Origin of the sequence: Sinomicrobium weinanense (assembly GCF_018863395.1) — a bacterium.
Taxonomy (GTDB): Bacteria; Bacteroidota; Bacteroidia; order Flavobacteriales; family Flavobacteriaceae; genus Sinomicrobium; species Sinomicrobium weinanense.
This window is the reverse complement of the sequence record NZ_JAHKRR010000012.1, coordinates 75,231-101,133: the sequence shown is the minus strand read 5'-3', so window position 1 is coordinate 101,133 and position 25,903 is coordinate 75,231. Positions and strand designations below refer to the sequence as shown.

Below are 25,903 nucleotides of genomic sequence, written 5' to 3'. Positions count from 1 at the left end.
ATCTCAAATGATAATAAAAAATTTAAATTACAACCAAATAAAACACCAATGACACCACTTACAGCAGAATTTTTAGGTACTATGCTTCTCATTCTTTTAGGTGATGGCGTTGTTGCCAATGTTGTCCTTAAAGGCACCAAGGGCAATAACGGCGGCTGGATCGTTATAACTACCGGATGGGCGCTGGCCGTTTTTGTCGGGGTTACCGTGGCAGGCCCTTACAGCGGAGCACATATAAATCCGGCTGTGACCATAGCCCTGGCCATTGCAGGAAAGTTTGCCTGGGCACAGGTAGCATTGTTCATAGTAGCACAGGTACTGGGGGCCATGACCGGAGCTTTCCTGGTCTGGCTGATGTACCGGGACCATTTTGACCGTACGGAGGACAAAGGAACGGTACTGGCCGTCTTCAGCACCGGTCCGGCCATACGCCGGTACTCCTCCAACCTCATAAGTGAGATCATAGGGACTTTTGTCCTGCTGTTTACCATATTCTACATCACCGGGGCTGAAATAACCTCTTCCGGAGAACCCATAGGGCTCGGTTCGGTTGGAGCATTGCCTGTGGCTTTCCTGGTCTGGGTCATAGGCCTGTCGCTTGGAGGGACTACCGGATATGCTATTAATCCTGCCAGGGACCTGGGCCCCAGGATCATGCATGCCATATTGCCGATAAAGACCAAGGGAGACAGCGACTGGTCTTATGCCTGGGTGCCGGTAGCAGGCCCTGTGATAGGCTGTGCACTGGCAGCGGCACTTTTTATATGGCTTCAGTAGTTATAAAAAAATAGAGGTCTCAAAAGTACCATTTACGTCAACCTGAACTTGTTTCAGGTTCTCATCCCCAACTGTTCCAAATCGGGATGGGATGCTGAAACAAATCAGCATGACGTTTAAAAGACTTTTAAGACCTCCTGTATTTACAACAGATGTTTTCTCTGCCTATTCTTTATTTTTATTCTTTACATACTTTTCAAGCCATTGATCCTGTTCCCACAGCACGTGCAGAATAGATTCGAGGGCAGCATAACCGTGGCTTTCTTTCGGTAGCATCACCAGTCTTGCCGGAGCGCCAAAACCTTTCAGGGCATTAAAGTAACGCTCGCTTTGCATGGGGTAGGTACCGGAGTTGTTGTCTGCTTCTCCGTGGATGAGCAGCAACGGGGTTTTCATCTTGTCGGCATGCATAAAGGGAGACATGCCATTGTAGATTTCCGGGGCTTCCCAGTAGTTCCGTTCCTCGCTCTGAAAACCGAATGGGGTAAGTGTACGGTTATAAGCTCCGCTTCGCGCAATTCCCGCAGCAAACAGCTTGGAGTGTGTTAGCAGGTTTGCCGTCATAAAGGCTCCGTAAGAATGCCCTCCCACGGCCACTCTTTCCCGGTCTATATATCCCAGGGCATCTACGGCATCGATAGCCGCTTTGGCATTAGCCACCAGCTGTTCCCGGAAGCTGTCGTTGGGTTCCCTGTCTCCTTCTCCGATGATGGGAAACGCAGCGCCGTCGAGGACTGCGTAGCCCCGGGTTACCCAGTATACCGGAGAGCCGTAGTAGGGAAAGGTAAATGCATTGGGATTGGCAGTGGTCTGAGCTGCACTGTTCTTATCCTTGTATTCCCGGGGATAGGCCCAGAGGATCATGGGGAGTTTTTCCTTTTTGTTCAGGTCATAACCTGCCGGAAGATAGAGTGTGCCGCTCAGCTCCAGTCCGTCGCCTCTTTTATAGGTCACGACTTCTTTATGAACATCCTCGAGGCTTTTGAAAGGGCTTTTAAAACGGGTCACAGGCATAGGCGCTACCCGTTTTTTCAGGTTCCTGATATAATAATTGGGATATTCGTTTTTGGATTCTATCCGTACCAGGAGCTCTCCTTTACGGGCATCCATTACGGCACGAATATTTTCCAGTTTGTCCGTAGAACGGGATTGATACAGGCGTTCTTTTTTGGAATTAGAAAGATTTATTTCGTCGACAAAAGGGAACTGGCCTTTTTCGGAATAGCCATCACCTATAAGGTAGGCAGTGTTCCCGTCCAGTTTCAGTACATATTGTCCGTATTTGTTCTTTTCTGTTTCAAGGTCTCCGGGGTCGCTATACCGGTCCTGATAGTTCCTGTCAAATATGACCTTTGCTTCTTCCCCGGGCCTGGAAGGGTTGAATACATAAGTCTTGGTGTTGCGGTTGTTCCACCATCTGTCATACATAATCGCGATGCGGTCGTTCCCCCAGGTAATACCGGAAAAACGGTTTATGGTCTTTACGAGAGATTTTGGCTTTTCTTTGAATGGTGCATCCTGCGAAAAGATTTCGTCCCGGAAGGGTACTTCTTTTTCCGGGTCACCACCATCCAGGGCTTCCGCCCATACCAGGGTAGCCGGTTGGTCTGACCGCCAGGAAATATTTCTTTTTCCCTGCCTTGTCGCCATAAAACCTTTAGGCAGGTCTTCGATAAGCGGAGTTTTTTCTATGGTCTGTACCAGGTTTCCGTCCAGGTCATAAATATCCGTAGTGGAAGGAAAACGATACAAAGGCACTATGTAAGAAAAGGGCCGGTGTATGGTAGTGACCATAACATATTTTCCATCCGGAGAAAAGCTCTCGCCTCTGTACATGGCCTTTTCTTTCCAGAGCGACTTATCACCGTTGAGGTTCACCTTGTAGAGCTCGGAAGTGGTAAGCGTTTCGAAATTAAATTCATCTGCCTTGCTCTTCAGCAGGTCCTGGTACGTCCGGTTCTGGGCCAGGATACCACCACTCACGGTAACAGTAGGGCCGGTGGGTACGGATTCTTCGGTATCGATAAGTGCAGGGCGGTCTGCCGGGAGCATACGGACCAGGAGGGCACTGCCATCCCTGAACCAGCTGATGGGATTGCCCATATTGGCATTGACGGTGGCATCGGTAAGACTTTTGGCTTCTCCTTCAGCGACATCCAATACCCATACTTCCACTCCGGTATCCGTAGTATGGGTAAAGGCCATTTTCTTTTCATCGGGAGACCAGTTAAAATTAGACAGCCTGGGGTTTTCCGGAAGCCCGGTGACCTGCCGGGGTTCGGGTTCGGTCAGTTTCTTGAACTTGATATTGTTAATAAACCTGGCCCTGCTGGAAATATTGGTCTTCGGGTTAATGCGCAGGCCGGCCAGTCTCAATTCGTCTTCAGAAAGCTCAGCGATGGTCTTGTAACTGTTGCGGTACAACAACAGCATATTTTCCTTGGCATTGTCCATAAGAACAGAAGGTGGCTGCTGAATATCCACCAGTTCCAGGATCTCTTTCGGTGGTTTTTGATAGGTCAGGTTTTCCTGTGCCGTTGCGAAAATACCGAAACCTGCACACAGGAATGAGAGAAGAAATAGCTTTAGTTTCATCTGTTCTTTTTTTATTTGTTTTTATAGGTCAGATGGAATGCCCAATAATTATTTCGGCTGGTATCCGATAAATTTGGTTATGGGCATTTCATTAGTGGTGTATTTAGAATTGTGGTAAAAATGCTAAAAAATGAAGGAAATAAACTTAAATATTTCTTAAAATGGAGGTAAAAACAAAAGGAGCCGGGTGTTCCGGATGTTAATTCGGCATCTTTGTTCGGGATATTCTTCGTTTAAAAAGGTAAAGAACAAAACATAGAAGTTTTCTCAATACTCAGTTCATCGTAAGGTGCGATCAGGCGATTTTTTTACTAATTTGCATATAATTTATAAAAAATACCCCATTAAAATTCCAATCATGAAAAGCAAAGTATTGTATTTTGTATTGTTTGCCATTTATACCCCCCTGGTCTTTTCACAACAAATGGAAATATTGACCAACCATTTGGGATATGAGTTCGATGCTCCGAAGCGATTTGTACTGAAAGCCGATAACAAGGATACCGTAAACCCCGAAAAATTCTATGTGGTCGATGCCGTTTCTGACGAAAATATCTTTACCGGAAACCTGACTTCGGAAGGGAAAGTGAAAAATTGGAAAAACTGGGTATTCTGGTCTGGTGATTTTTCGGCAGTAAAACAAAAGGGAGAATATTATATTAAAGTATTTTACAAAGACACGGTAAAGGTGTCTTTTCCTTTTTCTATCGATGAAAACCTTTTGGAAAAGAAAACACTGTCCGACGTCATTTATTATTTCAAAGGACAGCGCAGTTCCGGCCTGTACGACAAGGCAGACAGTCATATCCTGCTCACAGGGCATACCACGGGTGAAGTGGATGCACACGGAGGATGGTATGACGCTACGGGCGATTATGGCAAGCATTTGTCGCACCTCACTTTTTCGACCTATTTTAATCCGCAACAAATATCCTTAACGGCCTGGAGCCTTTTTAAAACCTACCGGCAATTGGAAAAAAGGGGAGATAAAGATTTCAGGCAATTTAAAAGGAGGATCCTGGACGAGGCCATGTACGGAGCCGATTTTTTAGTGCGTATGCATGTAGAGAACGGGAGTTTTTACCGGTCCATTACCGCACCGGGCCCTGAAAAACTTCCCAGGGACCGCGAAATTCAACCGGAAGCCCATAATTATACCATCAAGGAAAATAAGGATGAAACCTTCTCCAAAAATGAAGATGGTTCCGAATGGCGGAGTTTTCAAACCAGCTACCGCTCCGGTGGGGGCGTAAGTATTGCCGCACTGGCTATGGCTTCAACATATAAAGTTTCGGGCGAATTTAGGAATGCCGAATATTTAAAAGTGGCAGAGCAGGCCTTTGCTTTTCTGGAAAAGGAAAATGTAAAAATGACCAATGACGGAAAAGAAAATATGCTAGACGATTTTACGGCACTTTGTGCAGCTACAGAACTGTACAGGGCCACAGAAAAGGAAAAGTACCACAATGCTGCAACACGACGGGCAAATTCTATATTGAACCGGCTTACCTCGTGGAAGTCTTATAAAAACTATTGGAGCGTAGATGAAGGGGACCGCCCCTTTTTCCATCCTTCGGATGCCGGGTTTCCCATAGTTAGCCTTCTTGAATTTTATCCCCTGGCAGATGCCGGTTTAAAACGCAAAATTAAGTCCGCCATAAAAGGTTCCCTGGAGTTTGAGCTGAATATTACGGCAGAGGTTACCAACCCTTTCGGATATAGCCGGCAGCTGGTGCAGGATACTTTGGGTCATCGGAAAAGTGCATTCTTTTTTCCGCATAATACGGAAGCATCGCCCTGGTGGCAAGGCGAAAATGCACGCCTGGGCTCCATGGCTGCTGCGGCCAAAAGCGCCATGTCATTATTTTCCGATGATACCGTTTTTCAGGAAAAACTGATGCGTTTTGCCACGGATCAACTCAATTGGATACTGGGGTTGAACCCATACAATGCCTGTATGCTGGAGGGCTCCGGCTATAACAATCCCCAATACGAGTTTTTCGGCACCTTTGAATACACCAATGCCCCGGGAGGGATCGTAAACGGTATTACCGGGGGCTATGAAGAAAATACGGGGATCGATTTTAATCTGTCGTATAAAAAAACGGGAAAGGACAACGATTGGCGCTGGTTAGAACAGTGGTTGCCGCATGCCGCCTGGTATATGTATGCTGTTTCCCTGGAGTAATGCCACGGTTCGCTTTAAAAAGTGTTATGCAGCACATTTTTACTAAATTTAAGTTAAATTGCGCCAGCAACTTGAATTTTAACAAAAAGACCATAAAAAAACAGAAAAGATGTACAACGCTAAAATTTCCGGCCTGGGATATTATGTCCCGGAAAACGTGGTCACCAATGGCGACCTTTCGAAGCTCATGGACACCAATGACGAATGGATACAGGAACGCACCGGGATAAAGGAAAGGCGCCACGTGGTTAAAGGAGGCAGTGATACTACAGCGACCATGGGGGTAAAGGCGGCAAAAATTGCCATAGAAAGGGCCGGGATTGATAAGGAAGACATCGATTTTATTGTGTTTGCCACCCTGAGCCCGGATTATTATTTTCCAGGCCCCGGCGTTATGGTACAAAAGGAACTGGGTATAAAGACCGTTGGGGCGCTGGATGTGAGGAACCAGTGTTCGGGATTTATTTACGCCCTTTCTGTGGCCGACCAGTTTATCAGGAGTGGCATGTATAAAAATATACTGGTCATTGGCTCCGAACTGCATTCCACGGGGCTGGACATGACCACCCGTGGCAGGGCTGTCTCCGTGATCTTTGGCGACGGGGCCGGTGCAGCCGTGTTGAGTAGGGCAGAAGATAAATCGAAAGGAATTTTATCTACCCATCTGCATTCCGAAGGAGAACATGCCGAAGAATTGTCCCTGACTGCCCCCGGAATGGGAGGGCGTTGGGTTTTGGATATTTTAAAAGACAACGATCCGGAAGATATATCCTATTACCCGTATATGAACGGGCAATTTGTCTTTAAGAATGCTGTGGTACGTTTTAGCGAGGTGATCATGGAAGGGCTAAAACAGAACGATTTGCAACCTTCAGATATCGATATGCTGATCCCGCACCAGGCCAATTTGAGGATATCGCAGTTTATCCAGCAAAAATTCGGACTGTCTGACGATAAGGTGTACAACAACATACAGAAATACGGCAACACTACGGCGGCTTCTATCCCTATTGCCCTGACCGAAGCCTGGGAAGAAGGCAGGATAAAAGAGGGCGATATCGTAGTGCTCGCCGCTTTCGGCAGCGGTTTTACCTGGGGAAGTGCCGTGATAAAATGGTAAAGGGGTTTACGGTTTTAGATTTACGAGTTACGATTTTTTGTCATTAAATTAACGTGAATAATGGATAAGGGCTCCCCTCTTCAGACGAAGACCTGTGCTGAGCCTGCCGAAGTAGGGGTGTCCCGCTTGCGGGACGGGGAGTTTGACCAGGCCCAAACCTTGGGCATACCCCCAACTTTTGTATTTTTCCAGTGGCCTGGGCTTTCAAACCCTCCGATCCCGATTGAAACCGGGACCACCTCCACTTCGACAGGCTCAGTACCACGCCTTTGTCTCAAGAGCCTGTGCTGAGCTTGTCGAAGTAGAGGAGCTTTTTAAAAATATCAAACAGAGGTTGTAATTTTGAAGTGTTTGTGCTCCCTGGAGCTTATCTATTATTCACGTTAAATCATAACTCCCTAAAGGTTTTTCAGTACAAATTCCCGACAGTAGGCCCTGATCTCATTTCGTGTGGTCCTGAAGGCCTCTATCAGTTCCCGGGCCGTACCGCTTTTTTTACTTGGATCAGTGAAATTGTGATGGAGTTTTTGGGTTTTTCCCATAAATACAGGACAGCTTTCGTTGGCATGGTCACATACGGTGATCACATAATCAAAGTCAATACCTGAATATTCGTCCACATGATTGGAGGTGTGTTTGCTGATATCTACGCCATCTTCGGCCATAATGCCTACGGCGAAGGGGTTAAGGCCGTGGATCTCCACCCCGGCACTGTATACGGTAGCCTTGTTGCCTGCAAATTGCTTGAGGTATCCCTGGGCCATCTGGCTGCGGCAGGAATTTCCGGTGCAAAGGACCAGTATGTTTTTCATGGCTTGTATTTTTCTAGTTAATTTAATTAGTGATGAGATCTAAAGTACGAAGTTAGAAGTTAGAAATACGAAGAGAAGCGCAAGAACAAAATCAACTTCGTACTTTGTAATATTTCTTCTTCAGCCAGAACGATACCTGTACCAGCAATATCAGTGCCGGTACTTCTACCAACGGCCCGATGACCCCCGTAAAAGCCTCCCCGCTGTTAAGCCCGAACACGGCGATGGCCACGGCAATGGCCAGTTCGAAATTGTTTCCTGCCGCGGTAAAGGCCACGGCGGCATTTTTGCCGTAATCGGCTCCGGCCACTTTGCTCAGGATAAAACCGATGAGGAACATGATCCCGAAATAAATGAGCAGCGGAATGGCGATCCTGATCACATCGAACGGGATGTTTATGATAAGGTCGCCCTTAAGGCTGAACATTACTACAATGGTAAACAACAGGGCAATAAGGGTAAGGGGAGATATTTTAGGGATAAAAACCTTGTTGTACCAGTCTTCACCTTTTAGTTTTACCAGCAGGTAACGGCTCAGTATGCCCAGGGCAAAGGGGATGCCCAGGTATATGGCCACGCTTTCGGCGATCGTGCCGATGGAAATGTCAACAATAGCTCCTTCAAAACCGAAATAGGGCGGGAGGACAGTGATAAACACCCAGGCGTAAAAGCTGTAAAAAAATACCTGGAAGATACTGTTCAGTGCTACAAGCCCGGCTCCGTATTCGCTGTTGCCCTCAGCCAGGTCGTTCCAGACAAGGACCATGGCAATGCAACGTGCCAGGCCGATGAGGATAAGCCCCGTCATGTATTCAGGTTCGTCCCGGAGAAAGATCAGGGCAAGGGCAAACATCAGTGCCGGGCCTATGATCCAGTTGAGGAAAAGTGACAGGGAGAGGAGTTTAACGTTTTTAAACACGCCGGGCAACAGTTTATAATTGACCTTGGCCAATGGCGGGTACATCATTACAATAAGCCCGATAGCTATGGGAATATTGGTGCTTCCGCTGCTGAATGACTGAATAAAATTTCCCGTGGAAGGAAAGAGATAACCGATAGCCACTCCCACAGCCATAGCCAGGAATATCCAGAGAGTAAGATAATTGTCCAGGAAAGATAATTTTTTTCGCATTTATGTTTTTATGGAGTTTTAAATTCTATTTAACGCTCTGTGTCACTTTGTGCCTGCTTTGTGCTCCTTTGTGGAAAAATAAAGCCCACGACCCAGGAAGCCACAAAGTCCATACGTTCCGTTCATGTGTGGTACTAGCAGCAACCGCTTCCGGGCGTACAGTCTGTTTTTGTTGTGGAAGCCGGCTGAAGGTTGGTAACATCCCCGCCTGGTTTTTCGGCATATACACTGATACTGTAAATCCCGGTATCCCCGCTTTTAAAAGCCGTTATTTCTTCCGGGCTGAGATATTGTGCCAGGAGGTCGTTCGGCAGGTCGATGGCCCTTTCTTTTTGCAGTACGAGGTTCTCGAACCCGGTATTTTGTATATGATTGAGGTAATCTTCTTTTTGAATGGCTCCTGCAACGCATCCCACGTACATTTCTGCACTTTTCTGCAGTGCTTCGGGTAGGTGGCCCGAGAGGACAATGTCGGAAATGCTGAAGTGTCCGCCGGGTTTCAGTACGCGGAATATCTCGGCAAATACTGCAGATTTGTCCGGAACGAGATTGAGCACGCAGTTGCTGACCACCACATCGGCAATATGATCGGAAACCGGCATAGCCTCAATATCGCCCGATCTGAATTCTACATTGTTAAATCCCAGCTTTTCCGCATTACTTCTCGCCTTTGCGATCATAGTTTCCGAAAAATCGATCCCCAGTACTTTTCCCGTGGGGCCGGTCTCATGCCTGGCCACAAAGCAATCGTTCCCGGCACCTGAACCGAGGTCTATGACCGTGTCTCCTTCCCGTATATGTGCAAATTGTGTGGGAAGGCCACAGCCGAGGCCCAGGTCTGCATCTTCCACATATCCCCCGATCCCCGAATACTCTTCGTTCATAATGTTGTATATTTCTTCCGAAGGGGCTCCACATCCACAGGCCGAAGCCGCATTTTGTGCCTTGTTCTGGCCGGCGATCTCACTGTATTTTTGCTTTACGCTGTCCTTTATTTTTTGATTTGAAGTTCTCATGATATAGTTTGTTTATTTATTGCAATATTACGATTGATTAAAATAAATTTTTTTAAGCCTTAACAGCAATCCTCTTCCTCACAGGAAACAGGCTTGTATGTATCAAAAAAATTGCCGAAAAGAGTCTTGAAGGCCTGCCAGTTGTCATGGTCTATACAGTAACACACACTTGTGCCTTCAATATTTCCCCGGATAAGGCCAATGTTTTTCAATTCCCTGAGGTGCTGGGATATGGTAGGCTGCGCCAATCCGATCTCGTCTACCAGGTCACCGCAAATACAGGTGTTGACCTTGAGTAGATGCTGAAGTATGGCAATCCTGGCCGGATGTCCCAGCACTTTGGCAATGGAAGCTACCTCGTTTTGTTCGGCGGTGAATATTTCAGTTTTAGTGAGTCCCATATTCGATATATTATATTGCAATATTACGATTAATAAATGTTACTACAAAATTTTTCTACTTTTATATATCTGGTTGTTACGGGGTACCGTCTTCGTTCTTAACGGTATAGGTGCCGAAAGAGGTGTTGGCACCATGAAGCCTTTCTTCGTCACTGTTGAGCAGGATCATGCTTTCAAGCAATATCTGATGGTCAATCCCATTTCCGTCTTCAGCTTCGGAAGTGACGACCCGGACCTTTCCAAATGTAGCTTCGTACCGGGCTTCCCGTACCGGGGTTCCAGGTTTTTCCTGCATACAATAATAGTTGTCCGGCAGTTCACTGTCAAAGATGTCGAAGAAGACCCTGGAGCCTTCGCCGATGATACTGGTAATGGTATCCTGTTCTGTTGTGATTTCTTTAGGGAACATGCCTTCTTCCAGGTCGAGGACCAGTGCCATTCCCTTGTTGTTATTTCCGGGCCCTGTCCGGTAGAGCAGGGTATCGTTACAGTGTATGACATTGCCTAAATCAACTCCGGTAGCCGCATCGGGCGGAGCGGTGCCGAAGGTACCGAGGCTGAACCTTCTTTCAATGACCTTTTCCCCGGCATTGTTGACCAATACGGCATCATGGATAACGATACCATGGTTAAAACCACTGCCATCGGTTTTTGGGGTTGTAAGAGCCCGTATGGTTCCTCCCGTAGCCACTATTTCCTGGAGAACGGAAGGAGTGGCCGGGGTTACGGTATTACAAAAATAATCTTTGCTCACGGTGCCGTCAAAATACCGGTAAGACAGTTTGGATTTATCCGGGATCTTGCTGTCTATACTGTCTTGGGTTTTCCTGTTGCCGAGAAAACCTTTTTCCAGTTCCAGGATCAGGACTTCACTGTCCACTATTTTAAACAGCAGCCCGCTATTTTTAAAACTGTCAGAACAATTCTCTATGCTGCCTTCCGAGAAGTCCACACGGTCTATGTCCATGTCCCCGTCGTTGCATCCTGAAAGTGTCAAAGCGGCCAGGAATGTGCCAAAGAAAATATTTCTCATCTGTTTAAATTGCATAATCCTTATGGTTCCCGACGATATGATCCTGACGGGAGACCTGTTGTTAAGACAAAATCTTTGTTTGTTGCCTTTCCTGCAAATTCATTAAAACAGTTTCTTAAATTTGCAGAGACATTTCCGAAACAAACTTACGTGAAAATTTTTGATTGTCAATTATGCGTGAGCAGCAATGAAAGATTTTTAACGGTATAGATTTTTACAGTATAGCGGGAATGTATGTGTAACGGACAAAAATCCATATAATTTAAAAACAACCGATGGATAAGATATACCTCGACAATGCAGCCACAACAAGAGTAAGGGACGAAGTACTGGAAGTGCTTGCGGCCAGCCTCCGTGAAAATTACGGCAACCCTTCTTCCACTCATAGTTTTGGGCGTTCGGCCCGTACCCTCATCGAAAAGGCGAGAAAGACCATTGCGGGCTACCTCAATGCTTCTCCTTCAGAAATTATTTTCACTTCAGGGGGGACGGAAGCGGATAATATGATACTTCGGAGCGCAGTACGCGATCTTGGAGTAAAGACGATCATTACGTCTAAGACAGAACACCACGCCGTTTTGCATACGGTGGAACAACTGGAAAACGAATATGGCATTACCGTTAAATACGTGGTTCCGGACCCCGATGGTACACCGAATAACGAGCATCTGGAGTGGTTGCTTCAGGGTGATGGTACAAAGAAACTGGTGAGCCTTATGCACGTAAACAACGAGATCGGCAATAAAATAAATATGGATGAAGTGGCACGGATATGCAAAGACAACAACGCCCTGCTACATTCCGATGCCGTTCAGTCCATAGGGCACTGGGAATGGGATACGCAAAAAACAGGAGTAGATTTCCTGGCAGCGGCGGCTCACAAATTTCACGGGCCCAAAGGAGTGGGGTTTGCCTATATCCGTAAAAAGTCCGGACTGCACCCTCTTATTTTCGGAGGAGAACAGGAGAGGGGATACCGCGCCGGAACGGAGAGCGTACACAACATCGTCGGGATGGAAGAGGCGGTGATACGGGCCTATGAAGAACTTGAAAAAGAAAGGAATTACATAAAAGGGCTCAAAACCTATTTTGTAGAACAGCTCCGGGAAAAAATACCGGGAGTGGAATTTAACGGGAACAGTGCAAGCGATACCGGAAGTACATACACCCTGGTGAATGTACGCCTGCCGTTCAGTAAGGACAAGGCCCAGATGTTGTTGTTCCATCTCGATCTGAAGGGCATTGCCTGTTCCGAGGGGAGTGCGTGCCAGAGCGGAAGTCTTGCCGGTTCACATGTGCTGAATGCCATTCTCAGTGAAGAAGAGCTCCGGAAACCTTCACTCAGGTTCTCTTTTTCCGGGTATAACACCAAAGAAGAGCTGGATTACGTAGTAAATACCCTGAAGGACTTCGGGGAATCCTGATTTTTGGTAATCGGTATTATTCGGTGATCGGTGGTCGGTATTCAGTAATCCGTGTTTTTGAACAGTGTTCGAAAGGAACAACTGAATACCGACCACCGAATACTGAATACTAATCTTACTGGTTATAAGGAAACTTCCTGGATGCCTTTTTCATGATAGACTCTATAATATCCTGGGTATTCTTCCCCGATTTCCTGGTTATGGTCTTTTCAAATTTCCACAGTAGTTTTCCGCTTTTTCCGTCACTGACTTTGACAGCGATCCTGCCGTAGTCGCTCTTGCCGGAGATGATATCAAAAAGGCTCGGGCTTTCCACACCTTTGGAGATCAGTTTCCGAAGGGTAAGGTTACCGCTTATAATACCGTCTACTCCCAGTATTTTGCAGAGCTCTTCCGTGGTGTGGATATCCAGGTTCTTCATGGATATGTTGCTTTTGCTCAGCAGGGCATTGGTGTTTTTGATATTCTGGAAATTCACGCTGAAGCCTTTACGGCTTTTTTTTCTGGAAAAGTAGCTCTCCAGCGCATTCTGTACAGCATACCCTTCCCTGGCTTCCTGTTTTTCCAGTTCTTCGGTCGAAAAACTTTCCTTCTGGTCCAGTTGCAGGGTAGCAAAAAATGGAAGAATGGCAAGCGTTTTATGGTGCTTGCTCAGTTCCTCGAAGTGGGAACTCTCATAAATGGTCTTTTGTGCAAAAGCAGAAACGGAACATGTAAAAACCAGTAAAAGCAATATTTTTTTCACTTGTATATATTTAAGCTGAATAATCCCCTTGGCTCCCCTCGGCTTCGCTCGGGGACCGGGAGCAGGTCCTGTTTATATTCGATTATATCCGGTCCCCGAGCGAAGCCGAGGGGAGGGGCAAAGTTACTGTTTTTTGCTTTTTGCCCTGTAAAATGTGGCCTTAAATGTGCTGCTGTTTTCCACATTATCAGTAACCTTCACTTCCAGTTGATGTTTGTTTTCCGAAAACCGGAGATCGTCAAAATTATAGGTAAGTGTGTTGGTTTTTGGTTCGTATTCCATTAATATCCATTTGCCGTTTATGGTGGCTCTGTATGTTTTTATGCCGCTGAGGTCGTCCGATATTTTCAATTTTAGGTAACGGTAATTGGACAGCCACTGCCCATCCTTGAAGTTGGCCGGGGTTATTTTCGGGGCTTCCGTATCTTTTTCCAGTGTATAGGTGCCCAGGTTCCTGGTGTGGGTCGAAAAGGTATCCTTTCGCTTGTAGGTAGTGGAATAGGAAGGGCGGCCCCGGCTGTTCAGACGGGCTATAAAAAGCTGTTGTTTTACTTTTTCCGTATAGCCGGAAACGTCAAAAGAAAGCGTAAAGTTCCGATGAACGGGAACTTCGTCGTTGTGTATTTCATAGGTGCCGTCCCCGTTATCCCGGAGGTCGAGATACAGGTCTTCGTAAAGGGCATTGGCAGGGAAGAACGCGGTGACGTCTCCAATGGTAAATATATTGTCCCTGTTGCTCTTTAGGTGGTAGGGAGTTGTTTTCTTTTCTGCTTTATGGACTATATTTTCTTTTTTTCCGGTGACCGGGATTTGTACGGTGCTTTTGTTCCCTTCAAAATCGTTGACCTCGATAATGACATTGTAATCCGCTCCCTCTTCAATATCAATAATGCCATTGTGCAGTTTCTGGCCGTAAATGCTCAGCACGTTGCCCGGTGAGATAAAGCATTTTTGTATTCGCTGTCGCTTTCGCGCATAATGGCCGTAATCGATAAGCGTGTTGATATACCGGCTCTCTGCAAAAGAAAAGGTATCGAAATTGTAATAGAGGTATGCGGTGCCGTTTACCGACATTTGTACGGCATAGGCCCCGTTTTTGTTATAGGCCAGGTCCTGCCTGTCATAGGCCCGTATACCGAAGCCAATGGGGCCGCTGGCATAAACCTTGTCGGCAAGAAGCGTGCCGTCTGTCTGCCTGCTAAAGGAGATCGGTATGGGAGTCCCGGACCGGTTGACCTGTGAAGAGTCGCTCAGCGGGTAAGCATAAAGTTCCTGGACCATGGGAGGCTGGGAATCCTTGACTTTTAAACCGAAAAACAAGGGGTTGATGGGCTTTTCCGTCTTGGTGTCCCGTATCTCGAAATGGAGGTGGGGCCCTCCGCTTCCACCTGTGTTCCCGGTATAGGCAATAACTTCCCCTTTTTCCACCGGTAGTTCGCCGGAAGCCGGAAAGAGCTCTATTTTATAAGATTCCTTGAGGTATTGCCGTTCCTTGATATATTTCTCTATTTTCGGGGCAAATTTCTGGAGGTGGGCATACACGGATGTATAGCCGTTGGGATGTGTTATATACACAGCTTTACCGTATCCCCAGGGGGATACATTTATCCGCGACACATATCCTCCGGCAGCAGCATGCGCCTTGAGCCCCTGACGCTGTTGAGTCTTGATATCGGTGCCTGAATGAAAATGATTGGATCGCAACTCGCCGAAAGTGCCGGATAACAATAAGGGGATGTTCAAAGGAGCACGGAAATAATCTTTAGGGTGGTCCCTGAGTGGAGTCGAAGGGAGGTCCCTGAGCGAATCTGAAGGGTGGTTTTCCTGGGCAGAAACAGTAATAGAAGTCAGTACAATAAAAAATATATAGAATAAACGCATGGATCATTTTGGTTATTGGGGTGCTAAAATAAAGAAATAAGTTTAATTTCAGTTGCCGGTTACCAGTTACCAGTTGCCGGTGATTATACCTATGGAAGATAAACCTTAAATTGGCAACTGGTAACCTGCAACCGGCAACCGGACCATTCTTAACGTAATTTTTAGAAAGCATACCGCAAAGAGTTTTATCTTTACGCATCAAAAATCTTAATAGTTATTATGCCTGCAGAGTGTATTTCGTTCAGGGAAACCGGATATTTTTCAAAATTGATATGTGATTATACCGAAAGGGAACAGGCACTGCGCCCCTTTTATGAGCGTTTTCCGGAAATCGGGGAATTTAAGAAGCAGATTGAGGAAAAACAAGCATTTTTTTCTGAGGAAACGCGAAGCGTACTGGCCGGGGCACTGCAGGAACAATATAAAAATACCCCGGCTTCGGAAGCTACTCTTGTCAACTTACGGTCCCTGTCGGAAAACAATACCTTTACAGTAACTACGGGTCATCAGTTGAATATTTTTACGGGGCCTTCTTATTTTTTGTATAAGATCATCACTACGGTCAACCTGGCTGCTGAATTGAAATCGGCCTATCCCGCTTATCACTTCGTACCGGTATACTGGATGGCCACGGAAGACCACGATTTCGAAGAGATCAGTCATTTTAATTTTAACGGAAAGAATTTTCAGTGGAACAGGGCTTCCGGGGGTGCCGTAGGAGCACTTTCCACAGAAGGGCTGGACGAAGTACTACACCTGTTTGCCTCCGAACTGGGGGCCGGGCGGCATGCGGAATATCTCAAAGACCTCTTTCAAAAAGCATACCTGGAACATAAAGACCTTACAGAGGCCACCCGCTTCCTGGTCAATGAACTGTTTGGTGAATACGGCCTGGTGATTGTGGACGGTAATGACAAGGCGTTAAAAAAATGCTTTGTCCCATACATGCAGGAAGACCTGGCCCGGCATACGGCGTATCAAAGCGTTTCTGCCGCTTCAGAAGCACTGAAAACAGTAAACCCGGAATACGGAATACAGGTAAACCCCAGGGAGATCAATCTCTTTTACCTGCAGGACGGCCTCCGGGAACGGATAGAAAAGAACGATGAAGGATATTTTGTGCATGGCACGGATATAAAATGGAAAGAAGAGGAACTATTGGAACACCTGCGTGAAGATCCGCAGCAGTTTTCCCCGAATGTATTGCTACGGCCGTTATACCAGGAGGTGATCCTGCCCAATCTGTGTTATATCGGCGGTGGCGGCGAAATAGCGTACTGGCTGCAACTGAAAGGCTTTTTTCAACAGGTAAAAGTGCCGTTTCCCGTATTGTTGCTCCGCAATTCCGTGTTGCTTGTAAATGCCGCACAGTCCGGAAAAATGAAAAAGCTGAACATATCCGCGAGCAACCTGTTCCTGAAGCGCGATGACTTTATCAATAGAAAGGTCAGGGAGATCAGCAATATCGATATTGATTTTTCGCCACAGAAAAAACACCTGCAGGAGCAGTTCAAATCTATGTACGAACTCGCCGATCAGACCGATAAAACCTTTTTAAATGCTGTAAAGGCCCAGGAGGTAAAACAGCTCAGGGGGCTGGACAACCTTGAAAAACGCCTGTTAAAAGCACAAAAGCGAAAACTTTCCGATCATGTGATCCGGATCACGGAGATACAGAACCAGTTGTTCCCCAACGGCTCGCTTCAGGAAAGAGTTGTGAATTTTTCGCAATTCTACCTGGAATACGGGGAAGAACTTGTTCCGAAACTTATGAAGGAATTAAAACCCCTGCAAGACGGATTCAGTGTATTGACATTATAACATTTCCATGAATGTATGTTATGCCGGATCGAATCATTGCCAGTTGTGGTTTCCCGGTTCATCCGCCTCCCCCTCACTTCATCTCCCCGTCCCTCATCAGGGCACAAGGTAATTACTGCTCCAGGAATTACCTTCCCGGACAAAAAGTATGCGGAGGTGATGGATCTTTTGCAGTTTTACATATTCGATCTTTTCCGGAAAGAGCCTCAATACCGTAAAATAATGAACATTGTCCTGGTGTTCCAGGCCCGAAGGGTCCGGGATCACGGTTCCCGGGGGCAATTCTGTAATATAGTCTTTTCGCGATCTCGGCTTTATCTGGTCCCACAGTGCCAGCACGGTCTTTTCATCCTTTTCTATCGCGGCCTTGGCGGTGATGCTTATCTGAACAAACCTGCGGGGATCGAAAAAAAGGAGGCTTACTTCGCTGTTTTCCTTGATATGGGTTATCTTTTTGGAGCGACTGTCGGTATAGGCGGTCAGTGTAAAATCGTCCGCTACTTCACGCAGCACGAGCATGCGTTGCCGTACATGGCCGTGAAGGCCACAGGTGGCCATGGAAAAATAGCGGAAACGGTGCCGCTGCTTCCTCGTAGCTTTGAGGAGGTCGTTTTTTATGGAGTCGAGCATGTTCTGTTGGTTAAACCGCATTAAGAGTATTAATTTACGATTTCTTTTTCATATTTCATAATGGAATGCGTGGTGTATGGGCATACGAGTGTGCGGGTATACGGGTATATGGATAAGGTATTGACAATATTTAGCCCTGTAAACCCGCGCACTCGTATACTCGAATACCCTATCTTTGCCGGAAAAAGGAAAGGATATGCACAATATAGACATGGATGTGGTGGAGATGACGCTCGATATTATGAAGTACGCCATCAACAGGATCACGCATACTTCACCGGAACTGGGCCACCCGAAAAAAGAGGAAGAGCTCCGGAGGCTTGTCGGAGAAACCGTTACCCCCGAAGGTATAGGCGGGGAAAAGGCCTTCCAGTTGTTCCGGGATGTACTGGTCAGGGCTACGGTTCCCATCGACCATCCCAGGCACCTGGCATTTGTGCCCGCATCGCCTACCCGGGCGGCCGTGATGTTCGACCTGGTCACCTCGGCATCCAGTATTCACGGGGCTTACTGGATGGAAGGCGCAGGCGGGATCTATTGTGAAAATGAAGCTATGAAATGGCTGGTCTCTCTCACCGGATTGCCGGAAGGTGCATTCGGGGTCTTTACCAGTGGCGGAACGGCGGCCAACCTGTCTGCCATGGTCACGGCCCGGGAAGCATGGAGGTCTGTTTCCGGAGAGCATAGGAGAGACCGCGGAATGATCATCACCTCCATAGGGGCGCACTCTTCCATCAAGGCAATGGCCAAGGTGATCGATGCCGATGTTTACCTTGTGGATACCGAAGACCGGCTTACCGGGGGAGGGCTGGAAGAAACCATAGCCGGACTTACTCCGGAACAACGGGACCGGCTGTTTGCCGTAGTGGCCACCGGCGGAACTACCAATGCCGGGATCATAGACGACCTTCACGGCATAGCCTCGATCTGTGAACGGGAAAAACTCTGGTTCCATGTCGATGCCGCATATGGCGGCGGAGCATTGGCAGCAGATTCCGTAAGGCACCTCTTTAAAGGTATAGAAAAGGCAGACAGTATTACTATTGATCCGCATAAGTGGTTATTTTCACCCTACGATTGCGGGGCCGTGATCTACAAGAACCCGGAACTCGCCCGGGAAGCCCATGCCCAGGAAGGTTCCTACCTCGATATTTTTAAGGACGAGGGCGCCCGGGGCTTTAACCCGGCAGATTACCAGGTGCAGCTGACCCGGAGAGTAAGGGGACTGCCCCTCTGGTTTTCCCTGGCCATGCACGGCACCGATATGTATAGGAAAGCAGTGGAAAGGGGAATAGAACTCGCACAAACAGCCGGAAAACTGATCGCAGAACACCCCGACCTGGAACTCGTCAGGGAACCCAGCCTCTCCTGCGTGCTTTTCCGCAGAAAAGGATGGACCCCGGAAGATTATACCCACTGGACGTACAAGAACCACAAGGAAGGCATAGCCCTGGTAACCCCTACAAAATGGAAGGCCGGAGACACCTATGAGACCGTTTCCCGTTTCTGTTTTATCAATCCCGATACGACGGAAGAAGATATAAAACTTATTCTGGATACGATGAAGTAGGGTGAAAGGGTATTCGGTAAACAGTAGTAATCAGTATTCAATGTGTCAATGACCGACACCGATCACCGAATACCATCCCGCCCTTGACGACAGATTCTCCCCGGATGAATTTGGAATTTAAGGTTTGATATTTGAGATTTAGTAGTATTTTTGCGCATGCAACACAATGTACTTATTTTAGATTTCGGTTCGCAGTACACACAACTCATTGCTCGAAGGGTTCGCGAGCTCAACATATACTGCGAGATACACCCATTTAACCATTTACCAGACGATATTTCCCGTTTTAAAGCGGTCATACTTTCCGGGAGCCCCTATTCGGTAAGGGCAGAGGATGCCCCTCATCCCGATCTGTCTGCCATTCGTGGAAAAATGCCCCTGCTCGGGGTTTGCTATGGCGCGCAATACCTGGTTCATTTCGGAGGTGGAAGCGTAGAGGCTTCAAACACGAGGGAATACGGCAGGGCCAATTTGTCGTATATTATCGAGGACGAACCTTTCTTTGAAGGCGTTCCCCTGGGAACACAGGTATGGATGAGCCATAGTGATACCATAAAAAAGCTGCCGGACAATGCCAGAATACTGGCCAGTACGTCCGATGTGGAGAACGCAGCCTATAAAATAGAAGGAGAGCCTACCTATGCCATACAGTTTCACCCGGAGGTGTACCATTCTACCGACGGAAAGAAAATACTCGAAAATTTCCTGGTGAACATTGCAGGAGTGGCACAGACCTGGACACCAGACAATTTTGTCGATATGACGGTGGCTTCGCTTAAGGAGCAACTGGGCAATGACAAGGTAGTACTCGCCCTTTCGGGTGGTGTGGATTCTTCCGTGGCTGCGATGCTGCTTCACAGGGCCATAGGTAAAAACCTGCACTGTATTTTTGTAAATAACGGCCTGCTCCGCAAAAATGAATTTGAAAGGGTCCTGGAGCGCTACGAAGGCATGGAACTCAACATTACAGGGGTCGATGCTTCGGCACGTTTTTTGAATGCACTGGCGGGAGTGGACGATCCGGAACAGAAACGAAAGATCATAGGGCGTACGTTTATCGAGGTCTTTGACGATGAAGCCCACAAAATAAAAGATGTTAAATGGCTCGGACAGGGAACCATATATCCCGATGTCATAGAATCGATTTCCGTAAACGGGCCTTCGGCCACGATAAAAAGCCACCACAATGTGGGCGGATTGCCGGACTTTATGAAACTGAAGGTCGTAGAGCCGCTTCGAATGTTGTTCAAGGATGAGGTGAGAAGAGTAGGAGCTTCCATGGATATGGATGCCGGGCTGCTGGGAAGGCACCCTTTCCCCGGTCCCGGACTCGCTATTCGTATCCTCGGGGACATCACTCCGGAAAAAGTTCGTATTTTGCAGGAGGTCGATGATATTTTTATCAACGGACTGAAAAGCTGGGGCCTTTACAACAAGGTATGGCAGGCCGGGGCAATATTGCTCCCGGTAAATTCGGTAGGCGTAATGGGCGATGAGCGTACCTACGAAAAATGTGTGGCCCTCAGGGCAGTAGAAAGTACGGACGGGATGACCGCCGACTGGGTAAACCTGCCTTACGATTTTTTACAAAAGACCTCTAACGATATAATAAATAAAGTAAAGGGCGTTAATAGAGTAGTGTATGACATCAGCTCCAAACCGCCCGCTACCATAGAGTGGGAATAAGAGTTTCAGGTTTAAAGTTTTGGTCCCTGAACACTTCGGCCGTGCTCAGTGTAAACTAAAGCCGAAGGGAAGGTTCGAAGTTTATTTTGATCTTAAAAGATTAAAAAAACGTTCTCCTTTTGGGAGAGATGGGGAAAGCCTGCCCAAATAATAAAAAGAGAAAGAGATGACTAGATTTATTATATTATCACTGGTATTGCTTTTTGGTTTTTTCGCCCATGCACAGGAGTTTGATACTCATGCGGTAAAACGGGGAGAAACCATACAAAGCATCGCCAGGGAGTATCAGGTGAACCCCTCGGATATCATAAGGTTGAACCCGGAAGTGAAAAATGGCCTCCCGGTAAACACCATTCTTATCATTCCCGTATCCGAAAAAGCAAAAAAGGAAGGTGCTGAAATAGCACAGGATGTCGTGTCTTTCATTACCCATAAAGTAAGAAGAAAAGAAACCCTGTACAGCATAGCCAATTTGTATGGTGTCGGAGTCGGTGATATAAAGAGATATAATAAGGAATTGTACAGCAGGCCGCTGAAAAAAAGAGAGAAAATACGCGTACCACGGTATGAACACAAAACTGTGGAGGTGTTCAAAGAAGATGAGGGTGCCGAACATACTAAGACCTATATCGTAGAGGCCAAAGAAGGTAAATGGCGCGTGGCCTACAAACACGGTATTACAATCGAGGAGCTCGAAGAGCTCAACCCGGATATGGGAGATGTACTTAAGCCGGGACAGGAGTTACAGGTGCCGGACCATCCGGAAAAGACTGAAAAACCCATAGACGATTCCCATAATTATTATGTAGTACAACCCAAAGAAGGGTTTTACAGGCTGAAGGTGAAACTGGGTGTAACCCGCGAAGAACTGGAAGGCCTTAACCCCGAGTTAAAAGAAAATGGCCTTAAGGCGGGTATGGTGCTCAAATTGCCGAAATCCCTATCCGGAAGCCTGGAGATAGAAGACGGAATAGTGACCGAAAGGTTCAATCTTATGGACAGTATAGACCGGAGGTCTGTATCCGATATTGCACTGGTACTCCCTTTTAAGCTGAACGAACTGGGGACGGAAAGTGATTATAAGAAAAAGATAAGAGATAGTAAATTACTGAGTCGTTCCCTCGATTTTTATACCGGAGCTCTTGCCGCATTGGATTCTGCAAAACAGATGGGGCTTTCCGTGAATGTCAGGGTACTGGACAGCAGGGCCAGTATTGTAGGGACCGGCAGATTACTGACTGCAAATGATTTCCGGGACATGGATGCTGTGATCGGGCCTTTCCTTTCCAAGCCGTTCAATGAAGTTGCGGGAGGTGTAAGGGGTATTCCTGCATTCCTGCCTTTCTCCGGTAAGGTACGGCCGCTGAATAATATATTCCAGACCGTTCCGGACGATAATGTCCTGCGCGAAAAGATGATCAATTACATCAGGGCGAATGCCGTAGACAGACAGATTATTGTTATTGCAGATTCCCAAAACGCGGGGGTACGGGACCAGCTGACCGGTGAGATCGAAAATGTCAGGGTTCTCAATCCCACCGGAGACAAGTTTATCCGGCTCAATGAACTGAAAGGACTGTTAAGTGCAGAAAAGGAAAACTGGGTTATCGTGGAGACCAACGACATTGTGATGCTTACCAACGTTACCGGAGTGCTCAATTCCGCCAGGTCCGAACAGCACAGGATAACCATGTTCACCACCAAAAAAGGAAATGCATACGATTCAGAAAGCGTTTCCAATTTCCACCTGGCCAATCTTAACCTGCACTATCCCACGGTGGACAAGGCTTCTTCTGAAAACAGCCCTTTTGTCAAGGCTTATGAAAAGAAGTATGGTATTACGCCCAACCGCTATGCCGCAAGGGGATACGACCTTATGCTCGATGTTGTCCTCAGGCTTGCCTATGACAAAGACCTGTTTAAGACTGCTTCGCGCATAGGAGAAACAAAATACCTGGAGAACAAGTTCAAGTATCACAAAACATCCCAGGGCGGATATTACAACAACGGGACCTATATCGTAAAATACAATAACAAACTGGAAATAGAGGAAGTAAAATGACTTCAAAAGTAACTTATAAGGGCGATCTCAGGACCGTATGTGAACACTTGCGTTCGGGCAATACCTTTATTACCGATGCCCCTACGGATAATAACGGAAAGGGGGAGGCTTTTTCCCCGACCGATACCGTAGCCACGGCACTGGCCAGTTGTATGCTTACCGTTATGGGGATAAAAGCACGCGAAATGGATGTGGACCTCTCGGAAACAATGGCAGAAGTAACCAAGACCATGGCTGTCAATCCGAGGCGTATATCGGGAATAAAAGTAGTCCTGAATTTTCCTGCCAACCCGGATGCAAAAACCAGAAAAATACTCGAAAATACTGCAAACACCTGTCCGGTACATCACAGCCTGCATCCCGATATAGAAAAAGAGATCGTATTTAACTGGGCAAAGACCATAGCATAAATGGTTTTAAGGCCATGTCAGGCCATCCTGTAATTGCTGCCGCGAGTTTCAAACTCTCGGGTAAATCTCTTAAAATTTCTTTTTATTATCCCCCTATAAATAAAATCAATAACCCGGTCTTTCCGTACTTTTCACCTGTATTTTAACAATATTGTATTTTGTTCACACCTAAAATCCCAAATACGCAAAATAAGGGGTGGGTTGGCTGTGTTTATTACGAATTGTTTGCTAAAGAAAAGGAAATATTAAAAACTTTAAAAAGTGTTGGCGATTTCGTATTTTTGCTGGACTTTCAAAATAAAAAACTTTATAGACTATGGCTTTTGATATTGATATGATTCAAAAGGTCTACGCTGGAATCGCCGAGCGGGTGGATAAAGCCCGTGAGGTTGTAGGCAAGCCGCTGACCTTATCCGAAAAGATTTTATATGCGCACTTATGGGACGGAAATCCCGGCAAGGCATTTGAAAGGGGGGCGGATTATGTGGACTTTGCACCAGACAGGATTGCCTGCCAGGACGCTACGGCCCAGATGGCACTGTTGCAATTTATGCATGCAGGAAAACCCCGGGTGGCAGTGCCTACTACGGTACACTGCGATCACCTCATACAGGCCAAGATAGGCGCGGATAAGGATCTTAAAAGAGCCAACGAAACAAGTAATGAGGTATTCGATTTTCTGGGATCAGTATCTAATAAATACGGAATAGGCTTCTGGAAACCCGGTGCCGGGATCATTCACCAGGTAGTTCTCGAAAATTACGCTTTCCCCGGAGGAATGATGATAGGTACGGATTCACATACCGTAAACGCCGGAGGGCTTGGTATGATAGCCATCGGTGTCGGTGGTGCCGATGCCGTGGATGTTATGGCCGGAATGCCATGGGAACTCAAATTCCCGAAACTGATCGGGGTAAAACTCACCGGAAAACTCTCCGGATGGACCGCTCCCAAGGATGTGATCCTTAAAGTGGCCGGGATCCTCACCGTAAAAGGAGGTACCGGAGCCATCGTTGAATATTTTGGAGAAGGAGCAAGAGCGATGTCCTGTACAGGTAAAGGGACCATCTGTAACATGGGCGCCGAAGTTGGGGCTACCACCTCTACTTTTGGTTATGACGAATCCATGGACCGCTACCTGCGTGCCACAGATCGTGCTGATGTTGCAGATGCAGCAAACGAAGTGAAGGAATACCTGACGGCAGACCCTGAAGTCTATGAAAATCCGGAACAGTATTTCGACCAGGTGATAGAGATCAATCTCTCCGAACTGGAACCACACCTGAACGGCCCGTTCACTCCCGACCTGGCCACGCCTGTATCTAAAATGAAAGAAACGGCCAAAAAGAACGACTGGCCGCTGAAAGTGGAATACGGACTTATCGGTTCCTGTACCAACTCGTCTTACGAGGATATATCCAGGGCGGCATCCCTGGCCAAACAGGTTTCCGATAAAAAACTCAAGACAAGATCTAACTTTACCATCACTCCCGGTTCGGAACAGGTGCGTTTTACGATAGAAAGGGATGGGTTTATCGATACGTTCAACAAGATCGGGGCTACGGTATTTGCCAATGCCTGTGGTCCGTGTATAGGAATGTGGGACCGTGCCGGTTCAGAAAAAGAAGAACGCAATACCATAGTGCATTCCTTTAACAGGAACTTTGCCAAAAGGGCAGACGGTAACCCTAATACCATGGCTTTTGTGGGGTCGCCCGAACTGGTTACGGCCATTGCCATTTCCGGAAGGCTGGATTTTAACCCGCTCAAAGACAAACTGATCAACGAAGACGGAGAAGAAGTAATGCTGGACGAACCACGAGGTTATGAATTGCCGCCCGAAGGCTTTGCCGTGGAAGATGCAGGCTACCAGGCTCCTGCCGAAGATGGCAGTGGAGTGGAAGTATCGGTGTCGCCAACTTCCGAGCGCCTTCAGTTGTTAAGTCCTTTCCAGCCATGGGATGGTAAAAACATTACCGGGGCCAGGCTGCTTATCAAGGCCTATGGAAAATGTACTACGGACCATATTTCCATGGCAGGTCCCTGGTTGCGTTTCCGCGGACACCTGGACAATATATCCAACAACTGCCTTATCGGTGCGGTGAACGCGTTCAATATGAAGACCAATTTTGTGAAAAACCAGCTCACCGGTGAATACGGAGGTGTGCCGGATACGCAAAGAGAATACAAGGCGGCCGGGATCCCTACCATAGTAGTCGGAGACCATAACTACGGAGAAGGTTCTTCCAGGGAGCATGCCGCGATGGAGCCCCGTCACCTCGGTGTTAAGGTGGTTCTCGTAAAATCGTTTGCACGTATCCACGAAACCAATCTAAAAAAGCAGGGAATGCTGGGGCTTACGTTCGCTAATGAGAGCGATTACGATCTGATCCAGGAAGACGATACGTTCAATTTTGTAGACCTGGAAGGATTTGCGCCCGGTAAGCCCATTACTATCGAACTGGTACATGCCGATGGCAGTAAAGATGTGATAAAAACCAATCACACCTACAACGAAGGACAGATCGCCTGGTTCAGAGCCGGTTCTGCGTTAAACCTTATTGCTGCCGGTAAAGCATAAGCCGTACCGGAAATAAAGA

19 protein-coding genes are annotated in these 25,903 nt (G+C 47.1%); 10 read left to right on the top strand and 9 right to left on the bottom strand.

The features are described 5' to 3' along the window. Positions 1-48 precede the first annotated feature (48 nt). Positions 49-777, top strand: a complete 729-nt coding sequence (locus KN811_RS20365; RefSeq protein WP_187964458.1) for an MIP/aquaporin family protein — start codon at positions 49-51, stop codon at positions 775-777. A gap of 165 nt (positions 778-942) precedes the next feature. On the opposite strand, the gene KN811_RS20360 is transcribed toward KN811_RS20365, so the two are convergent. After that, a complete protein-coding gene (locus KN811_RS20360; protein ID WP_187964457.1) occupies positions 943-3,372 on the bottom strand; it encodes a S9 family peptidase in 2,430 nt (809 codons plus the stop codon). Between the two features lie 358 nt (positions 3,373-3,730). On the opposite strand from KN811_RS20360, the gene KN811_RS20355 reads away from it, so the two are divergent. Together KN811_RS20355 and KN811_RS20350 are read left to right on the top strand one after the other, a co-directional pair. Then, positions 3,731-5,560 carry a glycoside hydrolase family 9 protein gene (locus KN811_RS20355; protein ID WP_187964456.1) on the top strand — a complete coding sequence of 610 codons (1,830 nt, stop codon included), beginning with the start codon at positions 3,731-3,733 and terminating at the stop codon, positions 5,558-5,560. 109 nt (positions 5,561-5,669) lie between these two features. Continuing rightward, the gene (locus KN811_RS20350) at positions 5,670-6,680 is read left to right on the top strand and encodes a 3-oxoacyl-ACP synthase III family protein (RefSeq protein ID WP_187964455.1); all 1,011 of its coding nucleotides are present in this window, start codon (positions 5,670-5,672) and stop codon (positions 6,678-6,680) included. Between the two features lie 398 nt (positions 6,681-7,078). Here the strand turns inward: KN811_RS20350 and KN811_RS20345 are convergent, their stop codons facing one another. The 5 genes from KN811_RS20345 to KN811_RS20325 all read right to left on the bottom strand — a co-directional run bounded on the left by KN811_RS20345 (position 7,079) and on the right by KN811_RS20325 (position 11,074). After that, entirely contained in the window at positions 7,079-7,492 is a 414-nt protein-coding gene (locus tag KN811_RS20345; RefSeq protein WP_187964454.1) for an arsenate reductase ArsC, read from the bottom strand. 91 nt (positions 7,493-7,583) lie between these two features. After that, on the bottom strand, positions 7,584-8,624 hold the full coding sequence (gene arsB, locus KN811_RS20340) for an ACR3 family arsenite efflux transporter (RefSeq protein ID WP_187964453.1): 1,041 nt from the start codon (positions 8,622-8,624) through the stop codon (positions 7,584-7,586). Positions 8,625-8,758: 134 nt separating this feature from the next. Further along, positions 8,759-9,640, bottom strand: coding sequence for an arsenite methyltransferase (locus KN811_RS20335; RefSeq protein ID WP_187964452.1), 882 nt, complete (start codon positions 9,638-9,640; stop codon positions 8,759-8,761). A gap of 59 nt (positions 9,641-9,699) precedes the next feature. Next, complete coding sequence (locus KN811_RS20330) at positions 9,700-10,041, bottom strand: ArsR/SmtB family transcription factor (protein WP_187964451.1); 342 nt, start codon at positions 10,039-10,041, stop codon at positions 9,700-9,702. Positions 10,042-10,117: 76 nt separating this feature from the next. Beyond that, entirely contained in the window at positions 10,118-11,074 is a 957-nt protein-coding gene (locus KN811_RS20325) for a hypothetical protein (protein WP_187964450.1), read from the bottom strand. Positions 11,075-11,349: 275 nt separating this feature from the next. On the opposite strand from KN811_RS20325, the gene KN811_RS20320 reads away from it, so the two are divergent. Beyond that, a complete protein-coding gene (locus KN811_RS20320; RefSeq protein ID WP_187964449.1) occupies positions 11,350-12,498 on the top strand; it encodes a cysteine desulfurase family protein in 1,149 nt (382 codons plus the stop codon). A gap of 115 nt (positions 12,499-12,613) precedes the next feature. Here the strand turns inward: KN811_RS20320 and KN811_RS20315 are convergent, their stop codons facing one another. Next, complete coding sequence (locus KN811_RS20315) at positions 12,614-13,243, bottom strand: hypothetical protein (RefSeq protein WP_187964448.1); 630 nt, start codon at positions 13,241-13,243, stop codon at positions 12,614-12,616. A 123-nt stretch (positions 13,244-13,366) separates the two neighbouring features. Then, on the bottom strand, positions 13,367-15,124 hold the full coding sequence (locus KN811_RS20310) for a M23 family metallopeptidase (protein ID WP_187964447.1): 1,758 nt from the start codon (positions 15,122-15,124) through the stop codon (positions 13,367-13,369). Between the two features lie 219 nt (positions 15,125-15,343). Here KN811_RS20310 and bshC point away from each other — a divergent pair, with 219 nt between their 5' ends. Next, positions 15,344-16,945, top strand: a complete 1,602-nt coding sequence (bshC, locus tag KN811_RS20305; protein WP_187964446.1) for a bacillithiol biosynthesis cysteine-adding enzyme BshC — start codon at positions 15,344-15,346, stop codon at positions 16,943-16,945. A 96-nt stretch (positions 16,946-17,041) separates the two neighbouring features. On the opposite strand, the gene KN811_RS20300 is transcribed toward bshC, so the two are convergent. Beyond that, positions 17,042-17,596, bottom strand: a complete 555-nt coding sequence (locus KN811_RS20300) for a pyridoxamine 5'-phosphate oxidase family protein (RefSeq protein ID WP_187964445.1) — start codon at positions 17,594-17,596, stop codon at positions 17,042-17,044. A 175-nt stretch (positions 17,597-17,771) separates the two neighbouring features. On the opposite strand from KN811_RS20300, the gene KN811_RS20295 reads away from it, so the two are divergent. From KN811_RS20295 to KN811_RS20275, 5 genes are all read left to right on the top strand, one after another. Next, complete coding sequence (locus tag KN811_RS20295; protein ID WP_187964444.1) at positions 17,772-19,145, top strand: pyridoxal phosphate-dependent decarboxylase family protein; 1,374 nt, start codon at positions 17,772-17,774, stop codon at positions 19,143-19,145. Between the two features lie 156 nt (positions 19,146-19,301). Further along, a complete protein-coding gene (gene guaA, locus KN811_RS20290; protein ID WP_187964443.1) occupies positions 19,302-20,831 on the top strand; it encodes a glutamine-hydrolyzing GMP synthase in 1,530 nt (509 codons plus the stop codon). 166 nt (positions 20,832-20,997) lie between these two features. Continuing rightward, complete coding sequence (locus KN811_RS20285) at positions 20,998-22,893, top strand: amino acid ABC transporter substrate-binding protein (RefSeq protein ID WP_187964442.1); 1,896 nt, start codon at positions 20,998-21,000, stop codon at positions 22,891-22,893. Continuing rightward, positions 22,890-23,303: an OsmC family protein gene (locus KN811_RS20280; protein ID WP_187964441.1), complete on the top strand. Its 414-nt coding sequence runs from the start codon at positions 22,890-22,892 to the stop codon at positions 23,301-23,303. Before KN811_RS20285 ends, KN811_RS20280 begins: the two co-directional genes overlap by 4 nt. Before the next feature lie 316 nt (positions 23,304-23,619). Then, on the top strand, positions 23,620-25,884 hold the full coding sequence (locus KN811_RS20275) for an aconitate hydratase (RefSeq protein ID WP_187964440.1): 2,265 nt from the start codon (positions 23,620-23,622) through the stop codon (positions 25,882-25,884). Positions 25,885-25,903: the final 19 nt, after the last annotated feature.